Source organism: Saccharomonospora glauca K62, assembly GCF_000243395.2.
Lineage (GTDB): Bacteria > Actinomycetota > Actinomycetes > Mycobacteriales > Pseudonocardiaceae > Saccharomonospora > Saccharomonospora glauca.
Genome location: NZ_CM001484.1, coordinates 1,644,788 through 1,666,389, shown reverse-complemented (window position 1 = coordinate 1,666,389; position 21,602 = coordinate 1,644,788). Strand labels below are relative to the sequence as shown.

General features: G+C 70.6%; 21 protein-coding genes and 1 pseudogene. 3 read left to right on the top strand and 19 right to left on the bottom strand.

Annotated elements, in window-relative coordinates; translation table 11 throughout:
• Window positions 1-49: 49 nt before the first annotated feature.
• The 7 genes from rpsO to SACGLDRAFT_RS07995 all read right to left on the bottom strand — a co-directional run bounded on the left by rpsO (window position 50) and on the right by SACGLDRAFT_RS07995 (window position 6,430).
• Window positions 50-319, bottom strand: a complete 270-nt coding sequence (rpsO, locus tag SACGLDRAFT_RS08025) for a 30S ribosomal protein S15 (protein ID WP_005463436.1) — start codon at window positions 317-319, stop codon at window positions 50-52.
• Between the two features lie 123 nt (window positions 320-442).
• The gene (gene thpR / locus SACGLDRAFT_RS08020) at window positions 443-1,000 is read right to left on the bottom strand and encodes an RNA 2',3'-cyclic phosphodiesterase (RefSeq protein ID WP_005463434.1); all 558 of its coding nucleotides are present in this window, start codon (window positions 998-1,000) and stop codon (window positions 443-445) included.
• A gap of 10 nt (window positions 1,001-1,010) precedes the next feature.
• Window positions 1,011-1,490 (bottom strand): helix-turn-helix domain-containing protein, encoded by a 480-nt coding sequence (locus SACGLDRAFT_RS08015; RefSeq protein ID WP_005463433.1) that lies wholly within the window; start codon window positions 1,488-1,490, stop codon window positions 1,011-1,013.
• Window positions 1,491-1,617: 127 nt separating this feature from the next.
• The gene (locus SACGLDRAFT_RS08010) at window positions 1,618-2,580 is read right to left on the bottom strand and encodes a bifunctional riboflavin kinase/FAD synthetase (RefSeq protein WP_005463431.1); all 963 of its coding nucleotides are present in this window, start codon (window positions 2,578-2,580) and stop codon (window positions 1,618-1,620) included.
• A gap of 94 nt (window positions 2,581-2,674) precedes the next feature.
• Window positions 2,675-3,565 carry a tRNA pseudouridine(55) synthase TruB gene (gene truB / locus SACGLDRAFT_RS08005; RefSeq protein ID WP_005463429.1) on the bottom strand — a complete coding sequence of 297 codons (891 nt, stop codon included), beginning with the start codon at window positions 3,563-3,565 and terminating at the stop codon, window positions 2,675-2,677.
• A gap of 52 nt (window positions 3,566-3,617) precedes the next feature.
• Window positions 3,618-4,955 (bottom strand): MFS transporter, encoded by a 1,338-nt coding sequence (locus tag SACGLDRAFT_RS08000; protein WP_005463428.1) that lies wholly within the window; start codon window positions 4,953-4,955, stop codon window positions 3,618-3,620.
• A gap of 149 nt (window positions 4,956-5,104) precedes the next feature.
• Complete coding sequence (locus SACGLDRAFT_RS07995; RefSeq protein ID WP_005463423.1) at window positions 5,105-6,430, bottom strand: MATE family efflux transporter; 1,326 nt, start codon at window positions 6,428-6,430, stop codon at window positions 5,105-5,107.
• Between the two features lie 53 nt (window positions 6,431-6,483).
• On the opposite strand from SACGLDRAFT_RS07995, the gene SACGLDRAFT_RS07990 reads away from it, so the two are divergent.
• Window positions 6,484-7,515: a TRM11 family SAM-dependent methyltransferase gene (locus SACGLDRAFT_RS07990; RefSeq protein WP_005463421.1), complete on the top strand. Its 1,032-nt coding sequence runs from the start codon at window positions 6,484-6,486 to the stop codon at window positions 7,513-7,515.
• A gap of 33 nt (window positions 7,516-7,548) precedes the next feature.
• Here SACGLDRAFT_RS07990 and SACGLDRAFT_RS07985 read toward each other — a convergent pair whose 3' ends face one another.
• The 7 genes and pseudogenes from SACGLDRAFT_RS07985 to rimP all read right to left on the bottom strand — a co-directional run bounded on the left by SACGLDRAFT_RS07985 (window position 7,549) and on the right by rimP (window position 14,672).
• On the bottom strand, window positions 7,549-8,685 hold the full coding sequence (locus SACGLDRAFT_RS07985) for a methyltransferase domain-containing protein (protein ID WP_005463419.1): 1,137 nt from the start codon (window positions 8,683-8,685) through the stop codon (window positions 7,549-7,551).
• 295 nt (window positions 8,686-8,980) lie between these two features.
• The gene (gene rbfA, locus SACGLDRAFT_RS07980) at window positions 8,981-9,424 is read right to left on the bottom strand and encodes a 30S ribosome-binding factor RbfA (protein ID WP_005463417.1); all 444 of its coding nucleotides are present in this window, start codon (window positions 9,422-9,424) and stop codon (window positions 8,981-8,983) included.
• A gap of 31 nt (window positions 9,425-9,455) precedes the next feature.
• Window positions 9,456-9,749 (bottom strand): DUF503 domain-containing protein, encoded by a 294-nt coding sequence (locus SACGLDRAFT_RS07975; protein WP_005463416.1) that lies wholly within the window; start codon window positions 9,747-9,749, stop codon window positions 9,456-9,458.
• A gap of 72 nt (window positions 9,750-9,821) precedes the next feature.
• Window positions 9,822-12,633: pseudogene (gene infB / locus SACGLDRAFT_RS07970) on the bottom strand (translation initiation factor IF-2).
• A gap of 88 nt (window positions 12,634-12,721) precedes the next feature.
• On the bottom strand, window positions 12,722-12,973 hold the full coding sequence (locus tag SACGLDRAFT_RS07955) for a YlxR family protein (RefSeq protein WP_456300008.1): 252 nt from the start codon (window positions 12,971-12,973) through the stop codon (window positions 12,722-12,724).
• 131 nt (window positions 12,974-13,104) lie between these two features.
• Complete coding sequence (gene nusA, locus SACGLDRAFT_RS07950; RefSeq protein WP_005463412.1) at window positions 13,105-14,136, bottom strand: transcription termination factor NusA; 1,032 nt, start codon at window positions 14,134-14,136, stop codon at window positions 13,105-13,107.
• Window positions 14,133-14,672 (bottom strand): ribosome maturation factor RimP, encoded by a 540-nt coding sequence (gene rimP, locus SACGLDRAFT_RS07945; RefSeq protein WP_005463411.1) that lies wholly within the window; start codon window positions 14,670-14,672, stop codon window positions 14,133-14,135. Before rimP ends, nusA begins: the two co-directional genes overlap by 4 nt.
• A 100-nt stretch (window positions 14,673-14,772) precedes the next feature.
• Here rimP and SACGLDRAFT_RS07940 point away from each other — a divergent pair, with 100 nt between their 5' ends.
• Entirely contained in the window at window positions 14,773-15,738 is a 966-nt protein-coding gene (locus SACGLDRAFT_RS07940; protein ID WP_040918762.1) for a ferritin-like domain-containing protein, read from the top strand.
• 71 nt (window positions 15,739-15,809) lie between these two features.
• Here the strand turns inward: SACGLDRAFT_RS07940 and SACGLDRAFT_RS07935 are convergent, their stop codons facing one another.
• From SACGLDRAFT_RS07935 to SACGLDRAFT_RS07925, 3 genes are read right to left on the bottom strand one after another with little or no spacing between them, the layout of a single operon-like run.
• Complete coding sequence (locus SACGLDRAFT_RS07935; RefSeq protein ID WP_005463403.1) at window positions 15,810-16,484, bottom strand: hypothetical protein; 675 nt, start codon at window positions 16,482-16,484, stop codon at window positions 15,810-15,812.
• 19 nt (window positions 16,485-16,503) lie between these two features.
• On the bottom strand, window positions 16,504-17,562 hold the full coding sequence (locus tag SACGLDRAFT_RS07930; RefSeq protein ID WP_005463401.1) for an aminotransferase class V-fold PLP-dependent enzyme: 1,059 nt from the start codon (window positions 17,560-17,562) through the stop codon (window positions 16,504-16,506).
• A gap of 54 nt (window positions 17,563-17,616) precedes the next feature.
• Window positions 17,617-17,997, bottom strand: a complete 381-nt coding sequence (locus tag SACGLDRAFT_RS07925) for an ArsR/SmtB family transcription factor (RefSeq protein ID WP_005455514.1) — start codon at window positions 17,995-17,997, stop codon at window positions 17,617-17,619.
• Window positions 17,998-18,067: 70 nt separating this feature from the next.
• Here SACGLDRAFT_RS07925 and SACGLDRAFT_RS07920 point away from each other — a divergent pair, with 70 nt between their 5' ends.
• Window positions 18,068-19,411 (top strand): MFS transporter, encoded by a 1,344-nt coding sequence (locus tag SACGLDRAFT_RS07920; protein ID WP_005455509.1) that lies wholly within the window; start codon window positions 18,068-18,070, stop codon window positions 19,409-19,411.
• Between the two features lie 70 nt (window positions 19,412-19,481).
• On the opposite strand, the gene SACGLDRAFT_RS07915 is transcribed toward SACGLDRAFT_RS07920, so the two are convergent.
• Both SACGLDRAFT_RS07915 and SACGLDRAFT_RS07910 read right to left on the bottom strand, forming a co-directional pair.
• Window positions 19,482-21,011: a PH domain-containing protein gene (locus SACGLDRAFT_RS07915; protein ID WP_005463398.1), complete on the bottom strand. Its 1,530-nt coding sequence runs from the start codon at window positions 21,009-21,011 to the stop codon at window positions 19,482-19,484.
• Entirely contained in the window at window positions 21,008-21,514 is a 507-nt protein-coding gene (locus tag SACGLDRAFT_RS07910) for a PH domain-containing protein (RefSeq protein ID WP_005463396.1), read from the bottom strand. Before SACGLDRAFT_RS07910 ends, SACGLDRAFT_RS07915 begins: the two co-directional genes overlap by 4 nt.
• Between the last annotated feature and the right edge of the window lie 88 nt (window positions 21,515-21,602).

Below are 21,602 nucleotides of genomic sequence, written 5' to 3'. Positions count from 1 at the left end.
TGTACCGAGGGGGCGCGACCCCGTCCGGGTCACGCCCCCTCGGAGCCTGTCATCGACGCAGACCGAGTCGCTGAATCAGCGAACGGTAACGTTCGATGTCCACTCGCATCAGGTAGTTCAGCAGCCGGCGACGACGACCGACCAGCAGCAACAAGCCACGACGCGAGTGGTGATCCTGCTTGTGCACCTTCAGGTGCTCGGTGAGGCCGGTGATCCGCTTCGTCAGAAGCGCCACCTGCGCCTCGGGCGAACCCGTGTCGGACTCGTGCAGTCCGTACTCCGCCAGGATCGCCTTCTTCTCCTCGGTGGTCAGAGCCACGCGTTCACTCCTCGAACTTGTGCCGTGTGTATCGGATCGTGCGAGTACCGGCCACCACGGACCGCAGCCGGACTCAACTGTCGAGACTATCAGCTCACCAACGGGACGACGTTCGCACGCACGTCAACCCGGCGCGTCGAGTGGGAACCGGTCGACCACGCCGTACCGCGGCCCGGCTCCGGGCTCCCCGGCCGGATCACTGCGCATCAGCACTACCTCGGTGGCGGTCCACTCCGGGCTCTCGAGGTCGGCGAGCGCCCGCCGCCAGCGCTCGATGGCCGCCTGAACAAGACGCTGCGGCGCCCGCGTTCCGCGTCGGGCCCGCGCCAGGGTGAGGTGGGCGACGTACGGGCGTTCCTCGCCCTCGGCTCGCGCAGCCTCCGCCACTTCGGCGAGCCCGCTGCCGTGGACCCCGGCCCAGAGTACCCCGCGAAACGCTCCCGAACCCTCAATCCGCACCACCGGTGCGGCGAGTCCGGTCAGCCGTTCCCGCAGCCACGCGGCCCGCGCCACCGGGTCGTCCATTCCGTAGAAACCCAGGGTGACGTGCCACTGCTCCACCGTGGTCCACCGCAGTCCCGGTGCTCGGATCTCCCCGGCTTCCCGCAGTTGGCGGCGAAGGGCGAGAAGCGCCGAGGAAGGAGGCACCACCGCGCTGAACAACCGGGCCCGTTCGGCCACGCCCGCCTTCCTATTGGGCCTTTCCCGCCCTGCGCAGCAGGTCGGCGATGGCGGGGAAGTCCTCGTCGAGCCGCTCGGCGGCCTCCAGTAGGTTCTCCTCCTCGGCGATCTCCCGCAGAGCCGCGATCACGGCCGTCTCGTCGGGCCCCACCCCCACGGGGAAGTTGTCCCGGTTCACCGTCGGTCGGGACGCCTTGACGTCCTCCAGCGCGGCGCGGATGGCCTCCTTGCTGCCCGCCGCGACCTCCGGGTCGAGCACCTTGCGTTCGAGCATGATGAGCCGGGCGAGCACCACGGGGTTACCGATCTTGGCGCGTCGGCCGCTCATCACCTGGCTGAGCATGGGAGCGCTGATACCCAGAACCTCGGCGAGGTATGCCTGTGAGACGTTGAAGGCGACCACAAGCCTCCGTACGCGATCTCCGAGTGGCTCGCCGTACCACTCCCGCTGCAACGCGATGTTCCGCTGGACGATCTTGTGGTCATCCACGGCTCAGTCCTGCTCCCCTCCATGACGTCGACCGGGACGCGCCGGTCAGGCACATCTTGTCACGCACGACACCCGTTCAGGTACGAAAAGCCCCCGGTATTCGCATTCGCACCAGGTCAGCGGCCCCTTACCGTTCCAGAACGCGGCGGGTGCGCACCACGTCGTCGTCGATCTGCTCGACGAGGGCCTCGGGGGTGTCGAAGGCGATCTGCCCCCGCAGTCGCCGCACGAAGTCGAGAGCCACGTGCTGGCCGTAGAGATCGTCGTCGAAGTCCAGGACGAAGGCCTCCACGGTGCGTTCCCGGCCCGAGAAAGTGGGGTTGGTGCCCACCGACACGGCGGCGGGCAGTCGCTGCTCCTCCCCCCGCCACTGCCGGACGAACCAGCACGCGTAGACCCCGTCGGCGGGCACGGCGGCGAAACGGGGCAGCGACAGGTTGGCCGTGGGGTAGCCGAGGTGGCGGCCCCGCCCCTCGCCCCGCACCACGATGCCTTCCAGCCGGTGCGGCCTGCCGAGGGCCTCGGCCGCCGCCACCACGTCACCGGCGTCGATGCACGACCGCACATAGGTGGACGAGTACGTGATCTCGGTGGGCTCGCCGTCCTCGGAGGAGGAAAGCCCCTGCAGCCGGGCCTCGTGCGCCGTGAACCCGAACCGTCGTCCCAGCGTCTTCAGCGTCTCCACCGTGCCGGCGGCCTTGTGCCCGAAGCGGAAATTCTCCCCCACGATGACGGTGGCGACGTGCAGCCGGTCGACGAGGATCTCGTGCACGAACTCCTCGGCGCTCAGCCGGGACAGCTCCGGGGTGAAGGGCAGGACCGCGAAGACGTCGACCCCCAACCGTTCCACCAACTCGGCCTTGCGGGTGAGCGTCGTGAGCTGCGCGGGGTGACTTCCCGGACGGACGACCTCCATCGGGTGTGGATCGAAGGTCAGGACCACGCTCGGCAGTCCCCGCTGCCGCGCCGTTTCCACGGTCCGGGAGATCAGCGCCTGGTGACCTTTGTGGACACCGTCGAACACTCCGATCGTGACCACGCACCGGCCCCAGTCGCCGGGCAGGTCCGTCACACCACGCCATCGCTGCACGTGGTGCAGCGTAGTCCTCCCGGCCCCTCCACCCGGCCGGTGGGCCGGTCACCGACCCCGATCGGGAGCGAGACGCGCCCTCGGGTCCCACCGGCTACGCCGGGTCCAGGACGACCACCGGCTTGGCCGTGCGCCCGGTGTCCCGTGCCAACGCGAGCACGTGGCCGTCGGGCGCGAACACACCGTAGGTGCGATCCAACCCCGCCGCGGGAATCCGCTGTCCGTGCCGGATCGCGGCCGCGACGGGCGCGTCCACGTCGACGCGGGGGAAGGCGGCGGCCACGGCCTCGGACAGGCTCAGGGACAACCCCGGTTCCCGCTCGACCTCGTCGAGGGTGCGGGCCTTCGCCAGGGTGAACGGGCCGACGGACGTACGTCGCAACGCTCCGAGGTGACCGCCGACACCGAGCGCGGCGCCGAGGTCGCGTGCCAGCGCCCGCACGTAGGTGCCCGACGAGCAGTCCACCATCACGTCGAGTTCGACGCGGCCGGTCTCCCTGCGCGTGGCCAGCAGGTCGAACCGGTGCACGGTGACCGGACGGGCGGGCAGGTCGACCTCCTCCCCCGCCCGCACGAGGGCGTAGGCGCGCTTGCCGTTTACCTTCACCGCGCTCACCGCGCTGGGCTTCTGCAGGATCTCGCCGGTCAACGCGGCGATCCCCGTGGCGATGTCGGTGTCGGAGACGGCCGCGACGGCGGAGGCCTCGGCCCGTGACGTGACCTCGCCCTCGGCGTCGTCGGTCGTGGTGGCGGCACCGAGGACGATGGTGGCGAGGTAGGTCTTGCGGTCGAGTGCCAGGTGGCCGAGCAGTTTCGTGGCCCGCTCCACCCCCAGCACCAGCACCCCGGTGGCCATCGGGTCGAGCGTCCCCGCGTGCCCGACTCTGCGGGTACGCAGGAAACGCCGAGCCTTGGCGACGACGTCGTGGGACGTCATCCCACCGGGCTTGTCGACGATCAGCAGTCCGGGAGCTTGCACAGGCACGCCCGCAGCGTAACCGCCGCCGTCCGGCTCCCCGCCGGGCGGTCACGGCGGTTTACACCGGCGAGGGAGAGCGTCCGAAGCTCGTGCGGACCGAATCCCAACGATGCCTGCGCAACCGCACCGGAACCGGGTCTCCCCGGTCCTCGGCGGCGAACACGGCCGCCCGCGCCCTCAACCACCACACGCAGATCCGCCAGGCCCCGAAGGCGAGCACGAGCACCATCGTCACCAGGGCGATCCGGTAGTCGCCGGTAGCCTCCAGCAGCACCCCGATCAGCAGGGACGCCACCGTGGTGGCGACGAACCCACCGACGTTGACGATGCCCGTGGCGGTGCCGACGCGGGCCATCGGGTTGTAGTCGCGGGCGAGGGCGAAACCGACCGTGGAGAACGGACCCCCGAAGGAGAGCACGACGAACGCGGCCACGAGGACGGGGACGGGCACCTGACCCGGCCAGCCGAGCAACACCGCCCACGCCACCGCGGTCGCCGCGAGGTACACGGCCACGAGCGGCATGCGCAGTTCCGGCCTGCGTCCGATGAATCCGCCGAGCACCGGGCCGGCGACCATCGCACCGACCACGAACACCGCCAGCAGGGAACTCGCGGTCGTGGCGGAGTAGCCCTGGCCCTCCACGAGGAACGGCACGCCCCACAGCAGCACCATGACGTTCTGGGAGAACGGCGTGGTGAAGTGCGTCCAGAACCCGAGTCGCGTTCCCGGCACCCGCAGTGCCTCCTTGAGCTGCACCGCGATCTCCGAGGCCGACTCCGCGGCCGAGGAGGACGTACGGGAGGTCGGGGTGTCACGCACGGCCACGGTCACCGCCGCCGTGAACGCCAGGGTGACGAGACCCGCCACGAGGAAGGTCGGCGTCCAGCCGGGGCCGGCGAGCAGGAGCGTCAACGGCAGCGTGGCGGCCAGGTTTCCGATGAAACCGAGCGTGCCGGTCAACGCGGTGACGAGCATGTACTGCTTGCCGGGGAAGTGGTTGGCGGCCAGGCGGAGGACGGAGACGAACGTGAGGGCGTCACCGAGCCCGAGCACGCCGCGGGCGAGAAGCGCGACGGCGTAGGTGTCCGCCAGCGCGAGCAGCACCTGCCCGAGTCCGAGGAAGACCAGGGCACAGGTGAGGATCCTGCGCGGCCCGAATCTGTCGACCAGGACCCCGGTGGGGATCTGCATGGCCGCGTACACGCCGATCTGCAGGACGGTGAAGGCGGACAGGGCCGCGGAGCCGACACCGAACCGTTCGGCGGCGTCGAGACCCGCGACTCCCAGGGAGGTGCGGTGGAAAACGGCGAGTAGGTAGACGATCGCTGCGGTCAACCAGATCAACCACGACGTCAGCGGGGCGGCGGAGGGGGTCGTGGCAGGTCGGGAAGACAAATAAACTCCTCACGGGCTCGGGCCGGGCGGCCGGTGGACGTGGACCGGGGGCGGCGCGACGGTGGGGCCCGTCAGTTGTATCGCCTAAACAACCTCGATATTTACCCGTGATCTTGGTGTGATTCGCCACAGTGATCGGGCACGCTCGGTCACGTCCGCACGGAGCCCTCCGTGCCCTCGACGGCCCACCGCCCCGACCGCCACCGCAGCACCACGAAGGTCAGCCGCAGGACCATGAACAACGTCAGCCCGGTCCAGATCCCCACGAGCCCCCAGCCGAGCGCCAGCGACACCCAGATCAGCGGCAGGTAGCCGAGCACGGCGCTGCCCACCGTCGCGTTGCGCAGGAACGTCGCGTCGCCCGCGCCGAGCAGCACGCCGTCCAACGCGAACACGACCCCGGCCACGGGCTGCAACGCGACGAAGAACCACCACGCGTGCGGGATGGTGCCGAGCACTCCGGCGTCGGTCGTGAACGCGTGCGGCAGGACGGGATACGCCGCGGCGAACACGACGGCGAGTACGCAGCCGAACACGAGCCCGTAGATGACGATCTGCGCCGCGATGCCACGGGCCCGCGGCGAGTTGTTCGCCCCGAGCGCGGCCCCCACGAGCGACTGTGCCGCGATGGCCACCGAGTCGAGCACCAGCGACAGGAACGTCCACAACTGCCACACCACCTGGTGCGCGCCGACGGCCTCGGTGGAGGTCCGCGCGGCCACCGAGGTGGCGGACACGAAGCAGGCCTGGAAGGCCAGGCTGCGCAGCACGAGGTCGCGCCCCAACCGCAACTGCGCGCGCATCACCTTCGGGTTCGGTCGCACGAGACCGCCCTCGCGCACCAGCGCCAACAGGAACAGGCTCGCCGACACCGCCTGGGCCACGACGTTCGCCACGGCCGAGCCCGCCAGCCCCCAGCCCACCGGGTACACGAGCACGGGACACAGCACCGCCGACAGCGCGTTGCCCGCCAGAACGTAGCGCAGCGGACGCACGGCGTCCTGTACCCCGCGCATCCACCCGTTGCCCGCCATGGTCACGAGGATCATCGGCGCGCCGCACAGGGCGATGCGCAGCCACGTCACCGTCCGCTCGGCCACGGCCTCGTCGCCCGACATCGCCAGTGCGACGGGTTCGGCCAGCAACTGCCCCACGAGCAGCACGAGGAGGCCGACCGCCACCGCGAGCCACGTGGCCTGGGTGCCCTCCCGCACCGCCTCGTCCCGGCGACCGGCCCCGTACAGGCGAGCCGTCCGGGCCGTGGTGCCGTAGGACAGGAACGTGAGCTGCGTGGACACCAGCGACAGCAATGTGCCGCCGAGCGCGAGCCCGGCCAACGGCAACGCCCCCAGATGACCGACCACGGCGGTGTCCACGAGAACGTACAGCGGTTCGGCGGCCAGCACCCCCAGCGCGGGCACGGCGAGCCGCCACACCTCCCGAGCGGGTACGCGATTCGAGCTCGTGTCGGTCACGGGGCAGCAGCGTAATCGGCCGCGCCGACACCCTGGACTAAGCTGTCTGGCCGATGCCCGAGTACGCGATCCTCATTCTTCCCTCCGCCAATCGTGTCTACACCGACACCGCACCCACGCTCGTGCGGAACGAGGTGTGGGCGTTCGCGTCCCTGCTGTCGGCGACGGTGACCGACACCGGCACGCGGACGATCGGGGGTGTCGACTACGTCACGGTGACCACGGAACGGGAGTTGTCCGACACCGACGTGGCGCTGCTGTCGAACGTCTCGTCCGCGTACGCGTTGTTCGAACTCACCGGGGAGCTGCTGCGTCCCCTGACGCTGAGGCCCACCGCGCGGTTCGACTCCGACCTGCTCACCATTCAGAAATATCCGGGCAAGACCAACGAGCAGTTCACCCAGCTGCTGTTCAACCTCACGTTGCTGGCGTCCCGATGGGCGCGCGAGGGCTACACCATCCCGCTCCACGTCCTCGACCCGCTCTGCGGGCGTGGCACCACGCTGAACCAGGCCATGATGTACGGCCACGACGCCACCGGCGTGGAGGTATCGCCGAAGGACTTCGAGGCGTACGAGCGCTTCATCAAGACTTGGTTGCGCAGCAAACGGCTCAAGCACACGGCGCAGTCCGGCGCGCTGCGGCGGCACAAGACGCGCCTGGGCCAGCGACTGGAGATCGAGTACGCGGCCAGCAAGGAGGAGTACCGGGCCGGTCGGACCCGCCGCCTCGCCTACTACAACACCGACACCCTGCGCACCGACGAACTCCTCCGGGAGGAATCGGTGCACCTCGTCGTCACCGACGCGCCGTACGGGGTACAGCACGGCAGTCGTGCGGAGGACGACTCGCTGGCGCGCAGCCCGCGCGACCTGCTCGCCGCGGCGCTCCCCGTGTGGACACGGGTGCTGCGGCCCGGTGGAGCCGTGGGGATCTCGTACAACACCCATGTCCTGAGCCGGTCGGCGCTCACCGCTCTCTGCGAACGCGCGGGGCTGAGCGTGGTGACCGGTCCCGGCTACGACGACCTGACCCACCGTGTCGATCAGTCGATCGAACGTGACGTCGTCGTGGCACGGAAGTAGCGCTCACCGACCTCGGTGGCGGCCGCCCGCCGCCTACCGGATGGGCAGCCGCGTCACCACCTTGTCCGGCCGGTCGAGCCACAGCACGTGCTTTCCGTCGGCGGCGACGGTGAGTCCGAACCGGGTCGGGTCGGGACGGCCGCGGTCGTTCCACCAGCGGGCGAGCCCGGTGAGATCGGACCACAGGTTCCGAGGCCCCCCGTGCACGACCGTGACGTACCCGTCGCCGTCGGGGCGGGCCCGAGCCCACGCTCCCGACACCGAGTCGGTCAACGCGTAGGAGACGCTGTCGTCGTCGCCGTACACGATGGCCTTGTGGACGTGCGGGAAGACGACGGCGTGCAGGCACTGCAGTGGGCGTTCCTCCAGGTAGGACGGCCGTGGCCCACGGTCGATCCGTCCCCTGCGGTTGGTCGCCGCGAGGATGTCGCGCACGGGGAGGCCGGTGAGGTCGGAGGCGGCACGCGGGTGCATGGACGCGGCGTAGTCGATGAACCGCCCGATGGCCCGGCGGTTGTCGCCGACGCTCAACCGAAGGAGCAAGAAACCCAGGTCGATCAGGATGATCCCTCCGGGCCGGACCTGCGACAGCCACGTGGGAGGCACCCAGGGCAGGCCGTGGGCGGCGAGGACACGGTCGTGGAGCGAGGTCGACGGGGCGCCGTGCGCGCCGCGCCCCACCACCAACCGGGGCCGGTAGCCCAGCTCGGCGAGGCGGAGCCGAACCTGCTCCACCAGTTGCGGATCCCCGGCGACCCCGGTGACCGCGCGGGACCCGAGTTCGTGGGACAGCAGGGCGGTGAGGTAACCGGTGCCGATGCCGATCTCCAGCACCCGGTGTCCGGGATAGGCGTCGAGGCGTTCGAGCAGCAACGCCATCCGCGCGGGCGTGGCCGAGCTCGGCGTGGCCCTCACCCCCGCGACGCGCTGCGTGAGCAGCGGGACGTCACCGTAGACGGCGGTGAGCGCGGGACCGGGGTCGGCAACGAGGTCGTAGTGGGTGAGATCGCCGGTGTACGGGTCGCGCACCGTGAACGCGTCCACGAGTTTCTCGCGCGGAACGGCACGGAAGGCCTGCCGCCACCGGGGCTCGTGCAGAAAACCGTCGACCACGAGACGGTCGACGAGCCGGGTACGAAGCGCGGCGCTGTCGAGGGTTGTGGTGATCACGGGTGGTCTCCGTTCAGCCCGTCGACGGAGCCGACGTGATCTCGTCGGCTACGCCTCACGCGCTGCTGTCGCTGTCGGATCGATGCACACCGCGAACAGTCTCGCCGAGCTTCGTGCTACCCGCAGGTAAACGCTTCTCCCCGCCCTCGGTGGCGGGAGCGAAGAACGGAAGCGGTGCGTCGAAAGACCTCGACGTGATCACGGGCGCTGCGACGAGCGACCCGAAAAGACCACCGAATCGTCGTGCCCCGGTCGGGTCGGGTCACCACCGCCCGACCCTCCCGTGGGGTAGTCGCTACTTCTCCTCGTCGTCCTTCACGCGGTACGGGTTGGCCTCGCCCGCGGGCTGCGCGCCCGTGGCCAGGCGGGCCACCTCGGCATCGGCCTCCCGCGCCTTCGCCAGCAACTCGTCGATGTGGCGAGCGTCCTGCGGCAACTGATCGGGTACGAACGTCAGCGTCGGCGTGTACCGCACGCCCGTGCCCTGCCCGACCTTCGTCCGCAACACCCCGCGCGCCGACTCCAACGCGGCGGCGGCTCCCGCGAAGTCCGGCTTGGAGTCGAGGCTGTCGCCGAGCACCGTGTAGTACACGGTGGCATCGCGCAGGTCACCCGTGACCCTGGCGTCGGTGATCGTCACGTTGCCCAGCCGCGGGTCCTTGATCTCGTGCTCCAACGCGGACGCCACGATCTGTGCGATCCGCTTGGCCAACCGTCGTGCGCGAGCCTGATCAGCCATGGCGCACCCCCTTCGTCTTCGCTCCCACGCTTCAATCCTCCGGGCCGAGCAGCCGTCGGCGCGCCGACAACAACTCGATCTCCGGGCGTGCCGCCACGAGCCGCTCACACGCGTCCAACACGTCCCGTACGTGAGAGGCGTCCGCAGCCACGACGGCCACACCCAGTAACGAACGCCGGTACAGGTCGAGATGCCCGGCCTCCGCGACGGCGACCTCGTAGCGGCGCCGCAGTTCGGCCACGATGGGACGGACGGCGGAACGCTTCTGCTTCAGCGACCGGACGTCGCCGAGCAGCACGTCCAGTTCCAGTGTGCCGACGAACATCGTTGCCGTCCCCTGCTCACGACTGCGGCCGGGCGGGCGGGTAGCTCACCGCCCGCCCGGCCGCAATCCACGTCACTCGCGCGGCTTCTCGCGGAGCTCGTACGTCTCCACCACGTCGCCGATCTTGATGTCGGAGAACTTGCCGAGCGTGAGACCACACTCGAACCCGTCCCGCACCTCGACGACGTCGTCCTTGAACCGGCGCAGCGAGTTCACCGGCAGGTTCTCGGCAACCACCACGTCGTCACGCAGCAGGCGCGCCTTCGCGTTGCGACGGATCACGCCCGAGGTGACGAGGCAACCGGCGATCGTGCCGACCTTCGAGGACTTGAACACCTCGCGGACCTCGGCCTTGCCGAGCTCCACCTCCTCGTAGATCGGCTTGAGCATGCCCTTGAGGGCCTGCTCAATCTCCTCGATCGCCTGGTAGATCACCGTGTAGTACCGGACGTCGACGCCCTCGCGGGTGGCCCGCTCGGTCGCCTTGCCCTGGGCCCGCACGTTGTACCCGATCACGATGGCGTCGGACGCCGTGGCGAGGTCGATGTCGCTTTCCGTGACACCACCGACGCCGCGGTGGACGACGTTGAGCTCCACCTCGTCGCCGACGTCGATCTGGAGCAGCGACGCCTCCAGCGCCTCGACGGTACCCGAGTTGTCGCCCTTGATGATCAGGTTGAGGGTGTTGGTCTCCTTGAGCGCGGAGTCCAGGTCCTCCAGGCTGACGCGCTTGCGCCGGGCCGCGTTCTCCGCGTTGCGGATCCGGGCCTGTCGCCGCTCCGCGATCTGCCGGGCCACCCTGTCCTCCTCGACGACGAGGAAGGTGTCACCGGCCCGAGGCACCGACGTGAAGCCGATGACCTGCACCGGCCTCGACGGCGTCGCCTCGGTGACGTCGCGGTTGTACTCGTCGACCATGCGCCGCACCCGGCCGTAGGCGTCGCCGGCCACCACCGAGTCGCCCACGCGCAGCGTGCCGCGCTGCACCAACACCGTCGCCACGGGACCGCGACCGCGGTCGAGGTGCGCCTCGATGGCCACCCCCTGGGCCTCCATGTCCGGGTTGGCTCGGAGGTCCAGCGCCGCGTCGGCGGTCAGCACGATCGCTTCGAGCAGCCCGTCGATGTTGGTGCCCTGCTTCGCCGAGATGTCGACGAACATGGTGTCGCCGCCGTACTCCTCGGCCACGAGGCCGTACTCGGTGAGCTGCTGGCGCACCTTCGCCGGGTTGGCGCCCTCGACGTCGATCTTGTTGACCGCGACCACGATCGGGGCCTTGGCGGCCTGCGCGTGGTTGATGGCCTCCACCGTCTGGGGCATGACACCGTCGTCGGCCGCGACCACGATCACGGCGATGTCGGTGGCCTGCGCACCACGGGCACGCATGGCGGTGAACGCCTCGTGACCGGGGGTGTCGATGAAGGTGATCACGCGCGGTTCGCCGTCGACCTCGGTCTCCACCTGGTACGCGCCGATGTGCTGGGTGATGCCACCGGCCTCGCCCTCGGCGACCTTCGTCTTCCGGATGGTGTCCAGCAGTCGCGTCTTACCGTGGTCGACGTGACCCATGACGGTCACCACCGGCGGCCTGGGCCGGAGGTCCTCCTCACCGCCGGCGTCCTCGCCGTAGGTGATGTCGAACGCCTCCAGCAGCTCGCGGTCCTCCTCCTCGGGGCTGACCACCTGGACCTTGTAGTTCATCTCCGAGCCGAGCAGTTCCAGCACGTCCTCGGAGACGGACTGCGTCGCGGTGACCATTTCGCCGAGGTGGAACAACACCTGCACCAGCGAGGCCGGATTCGCGTCGATCTTCTCCGCGAAGTCGGTCAACGACGCACCCCGGTGCAACCGGATGGTCTCGCCGTTGCCCTTCGGCAGACGCACGCCGCCGACCGACGGCGCCTGCATGTTCTCCATGTACTCCTGGCGCTTCTGCCGCTTCGACTTGCGGCCCTTGCGCGAGGGACCACCCGGACGCCCGAAGGCACCGGCCGTGCCACCACGACCGCCGGGGCCACCACGACCGCCGCGGAAGCCGCCACCACCGCCACCGGGACGGAAGCCGCCACCACCGCCGCCGCGGAAGCCGCCGCCACCGCCACCACGGGGACAGCCACCGCGACCTCTGCCGGGGCCAGCACGGCCACCGCTGGGGCCGCCACCGCGACCACCGGGGCTACCGGCGGGCCGCGGCGGACGCGATGGCATCATGCCGGGGTTCGGACGCGGCGGCATGTTGCACGGAATGCGGACAGTTGCTGCCGGGAGCACCACCATGGGCGACGTGCTGACCGCCGCCGGGACGCGGACCGCCACCCTGACCGCCGCCGTGACGTGGCTGGGCCAGACGCAGCTCGGGCGCACCGGAACCGACACCGAACGGGTTGTTGCCGACCCGCGGGGGACGTGGACCCGGCTTCGGACCGGGCTTCGGACCCTGGGGCTTCGGCGGGACGACGGAGCCCTGCTCCTTGGCCTTCGCGGCCGGGAGCTGCTCACCCGGCTTGGGCACGGGACCCGGCTTCGGGCCCGGACGCGGACCCGGCTTGGACACGGGGGGCGCGGGCTTGGCCTGCGCCGGCTGCCGTCGCTGCGGCGGCGCGGGCTTCGGCGCGGGAGCCCCTCGGCCGGGGGACGGCGCCGGCTTCGGACCGGTGGCCTTGCCGGCCTTGTCCTTGCTCGCCGTGTCCTTGCCCGACGGCTTCTCGGACTGCTTGTCGTCCTTCTTCGAAAACGCGTCACGCAGTCGACGGGCGACCGGCGCCTCGACCGTCGATGACGCAGACTTCACGAACTCGCCCTGTTCCTTCAGCTTGGCGAGTACTTCCTTGCTCGTGACACCGAGCTCTTTCGCGAGCTCATGTACGCGGGCTTTGCCTGCCACTGCTCTCCTCAACTGGTGAGGTCTGGCGGCGAAACCCGCAGACCTCGTCCTATCGTCGCGCGTTCATGGCTTCAGCTTCACGGCTGACTCATGACGGGTCGACCTGCTTCCTTGTCCGTTCCGGACGCGGTGATTCCACGCCCGCCTTGCTCTCGGTGAACCGTTCCACATAATGCCGCACGGGAGCGGTGTCGAGCACCCCCCTCACTCGAAGAGCACGGGGGAACGCCCGTCGCCGCTCGGCCTTGGACAGGCAGCCCGGATGCGGGTGCAACCAGGCCCCGCGGCCCGGCAAGCGCCGACGTTCGTCGACGACCAACCGCCCGTCCGACGCGACCACGCGGGACAGCTCTCCGACCGACGCCCGTTGCCGACAACCAACGCACAGACGGACCGGTGAGGTTCCGTCCGTACGTCGCGTTGAAGTCGGCTGTGGGTGTCGCACCACAACCCAGTCTAGACCTTGGTCAATCAGTCGGCGGAACCGGCCGCCGCGGGGTGCCGCTTCTCACTCGGTTGCCCCGCGTCGGGGGCCGCGTCACTGCGGATGTCGATCCGCCAACCGGTGAGTCGAGCGGCGAGCCGCGCGTTCTGACCTTCCTTGCCGATCGCCAGGGAAAGCTGGAAGTCGGGTACGACGACCCTGGCCGTCCTGGCCCGTTCGTCCACCACGCTCACCGATACAACCTTCGCGGGCGACAAAGCATTCCCGACGAACTGAGCCGGGTCGTCCGAGTAGTCGATGATGTCGATCTTCTCGCCACCGAGCTCGCTCATCACGTTGCGCACCCGAGCGCCCACGTGGCCGATACAGGCGCCCTTGGCGTTCACGCCGGGAACGGTGGAACGCACGGCGATCTTCGACCGGTGACCGGCCTCCCTCGCCACGGCCGTGATCTCGACGGTTCCGTCGGCGATCTCGGGCACCTCCAGCGCGAAGAGCTTGCGCACGAGGTTCGGGTGGGTACGCGAGAGGGTGATCTGCGGGCCCCGCGCCGTGCGGGACACCCCCACGACGTACGCCTTGAGCCGGGCTCCGTGCTCGTAGCTCTCGCCGGGGACCTGCTCGGCCGGGGGCAGCACACCCTCGGTGTCACCGACCTGCACGATCACCATGCCCCTGGCGTTCGCCTTGGCGTCGCGCTGCACGACGCCGGCCACGATCTCGCCCTCCTGGGCCGAGAACTCGCCGTAGGTCTTCTCGTGCTCCGCGTCACGCAGACGCTGGAGGATGACCTGGCGCGCGGTGGCGGCGGCGATCCGGCCGAAGCCCTCCGGAGTGTCGTCCCACTCCTCCTCCACCTCGCCGTCGGGGCCGAGCGTGTAGGCCAGCACGCGCACGTAGCCGGTCTTGCGGTCGATGTCGATCCTCGCGTGGGGCTGGTGGCCCTCGGTGTGCTTGTAGGCCGTCAGCAGTGCGCTCTCGATGGCCTCCAGAACCGTCTCGAAGGGGATGTCCTTGTCCCGCTCGATCGCGCGCAACGCCGCGATGTCGACGTTCACCTCGACTCCTCCTTCGTTCCGGTGCCTTCCCCGATCTTGCCGCAATCATCCTCTTCCAGCAGCTTGAGCTCCCCGGAAGGCGGCTGCTTGAACTCGACCTCGACCACGGCCTTGCGCACGTCGGCATAGGGCAGGTCGCGAATCTGTCCGTCAACCAGTATGCGCACCGACTCCTCGCCCGCGGCACCGACACGGCCGACGAACGCGGGTCCCTCGTGCGGAGTGACCCGGACCAGCCGGAACCGTGCTCTGCGCCAGTGCCGCGGTTTCGTCAGCGGCCTGTCGAGCCCCGGCGAGGTCACCTCCAGCGTGTAAGCGCCTGCGATCAGGTGTTCGTGCCGGTCGAGCATCGCCGACACCGCCTTGCTGATCTCCGCGACCTTGTCGAGCTCAACACCGTCGTCGCTGTCGACCACGACCTTCACCAGCTTGCGCCTGCCCGCCTGCTGCACGTCCAGCGCGTCGAGTTCGAAACCCGCGGCCTCGACGGCCTCGGCCACGAGTGGCTCCAGCCTGCTGGCGAGTTCGTTGGGCACCGTGATGCTCCCTGTCGTGCTTGTTCCGAAATGGTGGTCCAGCTTAGCGTGCCCCCACCACCTCCCGCCGGACGTCGCCCGCTGCTGGCAGGATGACCACGTGAGATCCCAATCTGGCAGACCCGCGTTCGGAAGACGCGTGTTCCTGCGGGCCGCCGCGTTCACCGTGCTGGCGGTCCCCACGGCCTCCGGCCTGGCGGCGTGCACCTCCGGCTACGAGGACGCCCCCGACCCGTTGCGACCGCTGTGGTTGCAGGCCTCCGGCCACGCGAAGGCCGCCGAGAAGCTGGCCACCGAGTCCTCGGACCTCGCCGACGTCGCGGGCCAGGTGGCCACCGTCCGCGCGGCACACGCCGAAGCGCTACGGGCGGAGGTGGAGCGGCTCAACCGGCCGGTGCCGGAGGGAGAGACACCACCGACGTTCGACACGAGTGACCCCTCACGGTTGTGGTCCTGGCTCGCCGAGGGCAGGGACGAGGCGCTGCGTCTGCTTCCCGAGCTGCCCCGCCACCGCGCGGGTCTGGTGGGTTCGGTGGCCGCGGGCTGCGCCGCGGCCCTGGAGCTGGGACAGCCCTCCCAGCTCGGCGAACCGGCGTTCGACCCGACCTCGGTGACCCGGCTGGAGGACGACACCGCGAACGCGGTGCAGACGGCGCTGGAGACCGAGCACGCCGCGATCTGGGTGTACGGCCTGGTGCGGGCGTTCCTCGACGAGGATTACGAAAGCGGCATCACCCGTGGCGAGCGCGCCCACATCGAGCGGAGGGACGTCTGCGAACGGCTGTTGTCCGCCGCGGGCCGCACGCCCCGTCCCGCCGAACCCGCCTACGTCCTCACCGACCCGGTGACCGACGACGGTTCGGCCGCGCGCGCGGTCGCCACCGCCGAGTCCGACGCCACCACCGCCTGGCACGGCGTCCTCGAACGCACCGACGACGCGTCGATCCGGGACTTCGCCGTCCACTGCCTGATCGGCGCCGCGACGCGGGGCGTCCACTGGCGCGAGGAGGCGGGGATCGAGCCGGTCGTGCCGCGACTGCCGGGCCGGGAACCCGCGACGCACTGACGACGCTCCGGTGCGGACGCACCACGACCGGCGGTACGGGCTCCGGTGCGGCCGGAGCCCGTCGGGACCGGTCAGTTCGAGGTCAGGTGCTCGGCCAGCCGGGCGGCGTCCCGGCTGATGTCGGCCAGGAGCTGCTCGTCGGAGTGCTCACCGTAGAAGTTGGCCTCGACGATCGTCACCTCACGGTCGTCGACCTCGGAGTAGTACTTGCCACGGGCGACCACGGGTGCCCTCGGCAAGTTCGCCGTTCCGTCGCGGACGAGGTCGTTGACGTTGCCCGTGCCGTCGGTGTCGGTGACGGCCTTCAACTGCTGTGCCAAGGCGGCGTCGGGCATCACGACCAGCACCACGGACACGAGAGCCCGCGCCTCCCCCTCCTGCACGGTGTAGAGGCCGCGAAGCACCTTCTCACAGGGGTGCTCGGCGAACCAGCCGACCATCTCGCCGTAGGAGTTGGCCGAGCAGTCGGTCGCCTCGACGGGGCCGGCAACCGTCTCGTAGGAGAACCGGCCGTTGGTCAGGGGATTCGCGGAGGTCGGGGCCGCCTGCGGGGTCCCCACCACACCGCCGCCGCTTCCCGAACGGAGAAGTCCCCACACCAGTCCCGCCACCACGGCGACCAACACCAGACCGGCCGCGAGAACGAGCGGCGACGGGCCGCCCGCTCCGCCCGAGCGCGCCACCGCCGGTGGTACCTCGGGACGGCTACCCGCCCCGACGGTCGACAGCGGCGCCGTGTTGGTCACTGCGCGTCCGTGCTCCTGTTCAGCCACGGATCGTGACCGTAGTCGGCGACGGACCGAGCGCGCGCACCACCCGGTCGACGTCGGCTTCCGTGTTGTAGATATGGAAGCCCACCCGTGTGTGTCCCGCTCGGGCGCTGGCGACCACGCCCGAGCGGGCCAACCGCTCCACCCCGTCGGCGACGGGCAACGCCACGATGGGGCTGTTCCCCTCGGGCAGTCCGACGGCCTCCCGCAGTCGGTTCGCGAGCCCGACCCCGTGGGCCCGCACCTCATGGAGGTCGAGGGACGCGAGGTAGGACAACGCCGGTGCGGCACCGGCGAAGGCCGGCCATCCCGGTGAGACGTCGAACCGGCGGGCCTCGTCGGCCAGCCGTAGCGGCAGGTCGTAGACGCTGTTCCAGCGGTCCCGCCCGGCGTACCAGGAAGCGGCCACCGGACGCGTCCGGTGGAGCGCCTTCGGGTGCACGGCCAGCCATGCCGCGCCACGGGGCGCGAGCAGCCACTTGTACCCCGCGCACACCACCCAGTCGGCCCAGTCGAGCCGCAGGGGCAGCCAGCCCGCCGCCTGGGTGACGTCGAGCAGGACGGCGACGTCGGCGGCCTCGGCCGCGGCGCGCAGTCCCTCCAGGTCGACGACGGCCCCGTCGGCGGACTGCACGACGCTCACCGCCACGAGATCGTGGTCGGCCACCGCGTCGGGCAACGCGGTCAACGGCACCTCGGTGACCTTGACCCCGCGATCCGTCTGGACGGCGAACGGGAAGGTCACGCTGGTGAACTCGCCCTCGGAGACGAGGACCCGGCAGCCGTCGGGCACCGCCTGCGCCACCATGCCCACCAGCGGCGACACGGCCGAACCCACGGCCACCCGGTCACCGGGCACCCCCACGAGCCGCCCGAACGACTCACGGGTGTCGTCCACGGCCGCGTCGAAGTCGGCGGGCCGCTGCGCACCGGTGCGCCACCGCCTCACGAACTCCTCCACCGCCTCGGCGACGTGCACCGGCGGGACCCCGACAGCGGGAGTGTTCAGGTAGCCGTCGGCGAGGTCGAACTCGGCTCCGAAAGCAGTTCTCATGCGGTGACCCTAGCCGGGGCGGCCGACGAAGCAGGCCCGCGATCGCCGACGGGTTCAGCGGCTTCGGGTGGCGTGCCGCCGGTCGGCGGGGTGGTCGTCGCGGAGTCCCAGCCGGAGGTGCTCGATGTGGTAGACGGCTTCGTCGAGCAACATCGCGACGTGGCTGTCGTAGAGGCTGTACACGATGTTGCGTCCCTGGCGCGTGCCGGTGACCAGGCCGAGGTTGCGCAGGAGCCGTAGTTGGTGTGACACCGCGGAGGTCTCCATGCCGACATCCTCAGCGAGGTCGGTCACCGCACAGGCGCCGGCCCGCAGCCTGGTGAGGATCAGCAGGCGGCTCGGTGTGGCCAGTGCCTGCAGGGTGGTGGCCACCGCAGTGGCGTCCTCCGCGCTCAGCTGAGCGGGCGGGGCGTGTCCCGGTGGCTGGTGACCCATGGCTGGAGTCTAGCGGCGAAGTACAGTTGAATAGTTCTTCAACTGTTCTGTTAATGTGCTCGGCGTGATCATGCACGAGAATCCGGTCCGGGGATCACTGTTCGGCAACCGGGACTACCGGCACCTGTTCGGCGCGCAGGTGGTGGCCCTGTTCGGCACGGGCCTGACCACGGTGGCGCTCGGGTTGCTGGCCTACGACCTGGCCGGAGCCGGGGCGGGCGCGGTGCTCGGGACCGCCCTGGCGATCAAGATGGTGGCCTACGTGACGATCGCTCCCGTCGCGGGTGCCTTCGCCGACCGGCTACCACGCCGACGGCTGCTCGTGGTGTTGGACGTGGTGCGAGCGGCCGTGGTGCTGGCGTTGCCCTTCGTCACCGAGGTCTGGCAGGTCTACGTGCTGATCCTCGTGTTGCAGTCGGCGTCGGCGGCGTTCACCCCGACCTTCCAGGCCGTGCTGCCGGACCTGCTTCCCGACGAGCGCGACTACACCCGGGCGTTGTCGGCCTCCCAACTGGCGTCCAGCCTGGAGACGCTGCTCAGCCCGGTACTGGCCGCCGCGCTGCTGAGCGTGCTGAGCTTCCACTGGTTGTTCACCGGCACCACCGCGGGATTCCTGGCCTCGGCCACCCTCGTGGTGACCGCGCGTGTCCCCCGCGCGCGACCGAGCCCCCGGGAGTCGCTGTGGGACCGCATCGCGGCGGGTAGCCGGATCTTTCTCACCACACCGCGGCTGCGCGGCGTGCTGGCCCTGGACCTCGCGGTCGCCGGTGCGGGTGCGGTGGTGATGGTCAACACGGTCAACTACGTGCGGGACGCGCTCGGCCGCACCGAAGCGGACGTCGCTCTCCTGCTGGGCGCCCACGGTGCGGGCACCATCCTCGTCGCGCTGGCGCTCCCGAAGGTGTTGGACCGGCTGCCCGAACGTCCGGTGATGCTCACCGGAGCCGGTGTCCTCTGCGCGGGATCGCTCGCCGCCGTCGCGCTGTCGACTGCGCACTCCGGCGAGTGGCGGTGGCCTGCCGCCGTCCTGGTGTGGACTCTCGTCGGAATCGGCTCGGGACTCGTGCTCACGCCGGTCGGCCGGGTACTGCGCCGCTCCGCCCGAGAGGCCGACCGGCCCGCCGTCTTCGCCGCGCAGTTCTCGCTGTCCCACGCCTGCTGGCTGCTGAGCTACCCGATCGCGGGCTGGCTCGTCACCGCGACCGGTTTCACCCCGGGCTGGCTCACCCTGGCCGCGCTCACCGTCCTCGGCGGCCTCGCCGCGACCCGGCTGTGGCCGCGCCACGACCCACCCACCCAACACGGTCCGGTCGCAGACGACCGCCTCGCCGGTGCCGAGCCCACCGGCGGCGGTGGGGAGCGCCCTCACCCCTTCACCGCCGGTCCTCGACACCCCCGCGGGCCCCGCCCCTGAGCGGGTCGGTCATCGGCCACGGGGGCGGCGCGAGCGAGGACGCCACCGCATCGGGGCCCCGCCTACCCTGCTACCGGTCGGCGCGCTCCAGAAACGGCGTCAGCAGTCCGGGCACGGCCTCCTCGGCGAACGCGAGGCCCTCGTGCTCACCCACGTCGTAGGCCGAGTACGCCTGGGAACCCGCCGCCGTGGTGGCGGTGACGGTCAGCAGTCCGCTCCTGCGCTGGAACACCGACTGCCGGATGGTCCACCCGATGACGCCACTGCGCCGCAGCGCCACGGTTCCGCGCCGGACGGCACCGTGCCGGGTGACGAGGTATCCGCCCGTGATGCCGTGTCCCAGGCTGCGGTACGCCGCGAACGCCAGGGCCACGGAGACCGGCAGCAGAACGACGGCACTGATCCACGCGACGTGCAGCAACACCGAGGTCACGGTGAGGCCGAGCACGACGAGCGGGAGCTCCAGGACGACGAGGGCGATCAGCGCCCAGCGGATCCGGCGGCCGAGAGCCGCCTTCGGGTGGGCTCGCAACCCGACGGTCTCGGTGGGCGAGGTCGGCTCGCGCAGGACGGCCGCGGCGATCCGGTGGGCGAGCTGCCGGGGAGCGGCCGGATGGAGCGTGTTGTGCGCGGCCTTCTGTTCCTCCTCCCGCCGCGCGAGTCCCGTGGCCACGGCGTCGACCCTGGCGGCACCCGCCAGCCGGTTGCCCAGCGGTTCCACCAGTTCGACTCCGCGAAGCCGCCGTTCCTCCACGGAGATCGAGCGGGTCGTGAGCAGGCCACGCCGGACCCGTAACGTACCGCCCGGCTCGCGCTCCAGACGGAACTGCCACCACATCTCGACGAACAACGCGACCGCCGCGACGGCGCCCACGACCAGGCCGACCGCCAGCAGCAGGAGGATTCCCCCGACGAGCGACAGCTCGGACAGCAGGTCCACCACCCACCCCAGGATGTCGGACTGCATGCCGAACCAGTCCGCCACCTGCAGCACACCACCGAACGCCGCGGTGCCCAGGGCCGGGGTCACGAACGAGATCGGCGCGTACCTCACCCACGACAGGTCCATGGTGGACAGAACGCCGCTTCGGGCGGCCTCGTCCTCCGTGGCCCCCGTGCGGTCGAGCAGCGTCGTCCGCAACCACTCGGCGTCGTCCCGGCCGACCGGGTTGAGCGACAGCGAGCTGCCGTCACCGCTCGCCTGTTCCCCCGTGCCCACCTTGACGTGGACCAACCGGAACAACCGCAACAACGGCGAGGCGGTGATGTCGACGGTGCGGATGCGCTCCCGCTGAAGCGAACGGCGCGACCGCACGACGATGCCCGTGTGCAGTTCGAACCGGTCGGGCAGGGCCCGGTAACGGGTCCGGCTCCAGCGGAGCCGGTCGACGAGCACGCCCGCCCCGACGAGGACGACCGTGGCGGCCGCCGCGATGACGAGGGCCAGCCACAACGGGAGCGCCCGGCTCAACCAGAAGCAACCGGGAATCGCCGCGACCACGGCGACTCCGAGCAACCTCAGCGCGGTGACGGCGATCGTGCGCGAGTCGAGCCGCTTCCACTCCGACTCGGCGACGGGGTCGGCGACGGCGTCGCTCATGTCGCGTCCCCCGGGGTGGCCTGCGTGGTACGGGTCAACTGGTCCACCAGCTCCGAGGCGAGTTCGTGGTCGAGCCCCGGAATCGTGACGGCGCCCCTGGCCGACGCCGTGGTGACCGTGACCGTGGCGAGCCCGAACAGTCGCTCCACCGGTCCTCGCTGGGTGTCGACGGTTTGGATACGGGACATGGGAGCCACCCGCCACTCCTGCCAGAAGCGGCCGGTGCGCGTGTAGACGGCGTCGTCGGTGACCTCCCAGCGGTGCACGCGGTACCACCAGATCGGCAGCAGCACCGCGGCCGGAACGGTCACGACCGCGACCACGACGAGGGAGAGCAACAGCCACGGGCGTGCCGGCTCGATCAGCCACGCGAGCACCCCGAGCGTCAGAAAGAGGGGCACCAGCGCCAGCGCCCATTGGGTCCACCACCACGAACGGGCACGCCCGTCGATGTTCCGCCTCGGCGGGCGCAATCGCAGCGCTCCGCCCTCCCCCTGTGTCATCAACCCTCCAGGCCCGGCACCCCCGACGATCGAGCGAGGTCAGACTAGCAGGATCGCCGACATCGAGAGAGCGATATCACAGCTTCCG

Coding starts and splice junctions, on each gene's coding strand:
- SACGLDRAFT_RS07990 (WP_005463421.1), top strand. CDS start 6,484: ATGCCCGAGTACGCGATCCTCATTCTTCCCTCCGCCAATCGTGTCTAC.
- rbfA (WP_005463417.1), bottom strand. CDS start 9,424: ATGGCTGATCAGGCTCGCGCACGACGGTTGGCCAAGCGGATCGCACAG.
- SACGLDRAFT_RS07975 (WP_005463416.1), bottom strand. CDS start 9,749: ATGTTCGTCGGCACACTGGAACTGGACGTGCTGCTCGGCGACGTCCGG.
- SACGLDRAFT_RS07930 (WP_005463401.1), bottom strand. CDS start 17,562: ATGAGAACTGCTTTCGGAGCCGAGTTCGACCTCGCCGACGGCTACCTG.
- SACGLDRAFT_RS07925 (WP_005455514.1), bottom strand. CDS start 17,997: ATGGGTCACCAGCCACCGGGACACGCCCCGCCCGCTCAGCTGAGCGCG.
- SACGLDRAFT_RS07920 (WP_005455509.1), top strand. CDS start 18,068: ATGCACGAGAATCCGGTCCGGGGATCACTGTTCGGCAACCGGGACTAC.
- SACGLDRAFT_RS07915 (WP_005463398.1), bottom strand. CDS start 21,011: ATGAGCGACGCCGTCGCCGACCCCGTCGCCGAGTCGGAGTGGAAGCGG.
- SACGLDRAFT_RS07910 (WP_005463396.1), bottom strand. CDS start 21,514: ATGACACAGGGGGAGGGCGGAGCGCTGCGATTGCGCCCGCCGAGGCGG.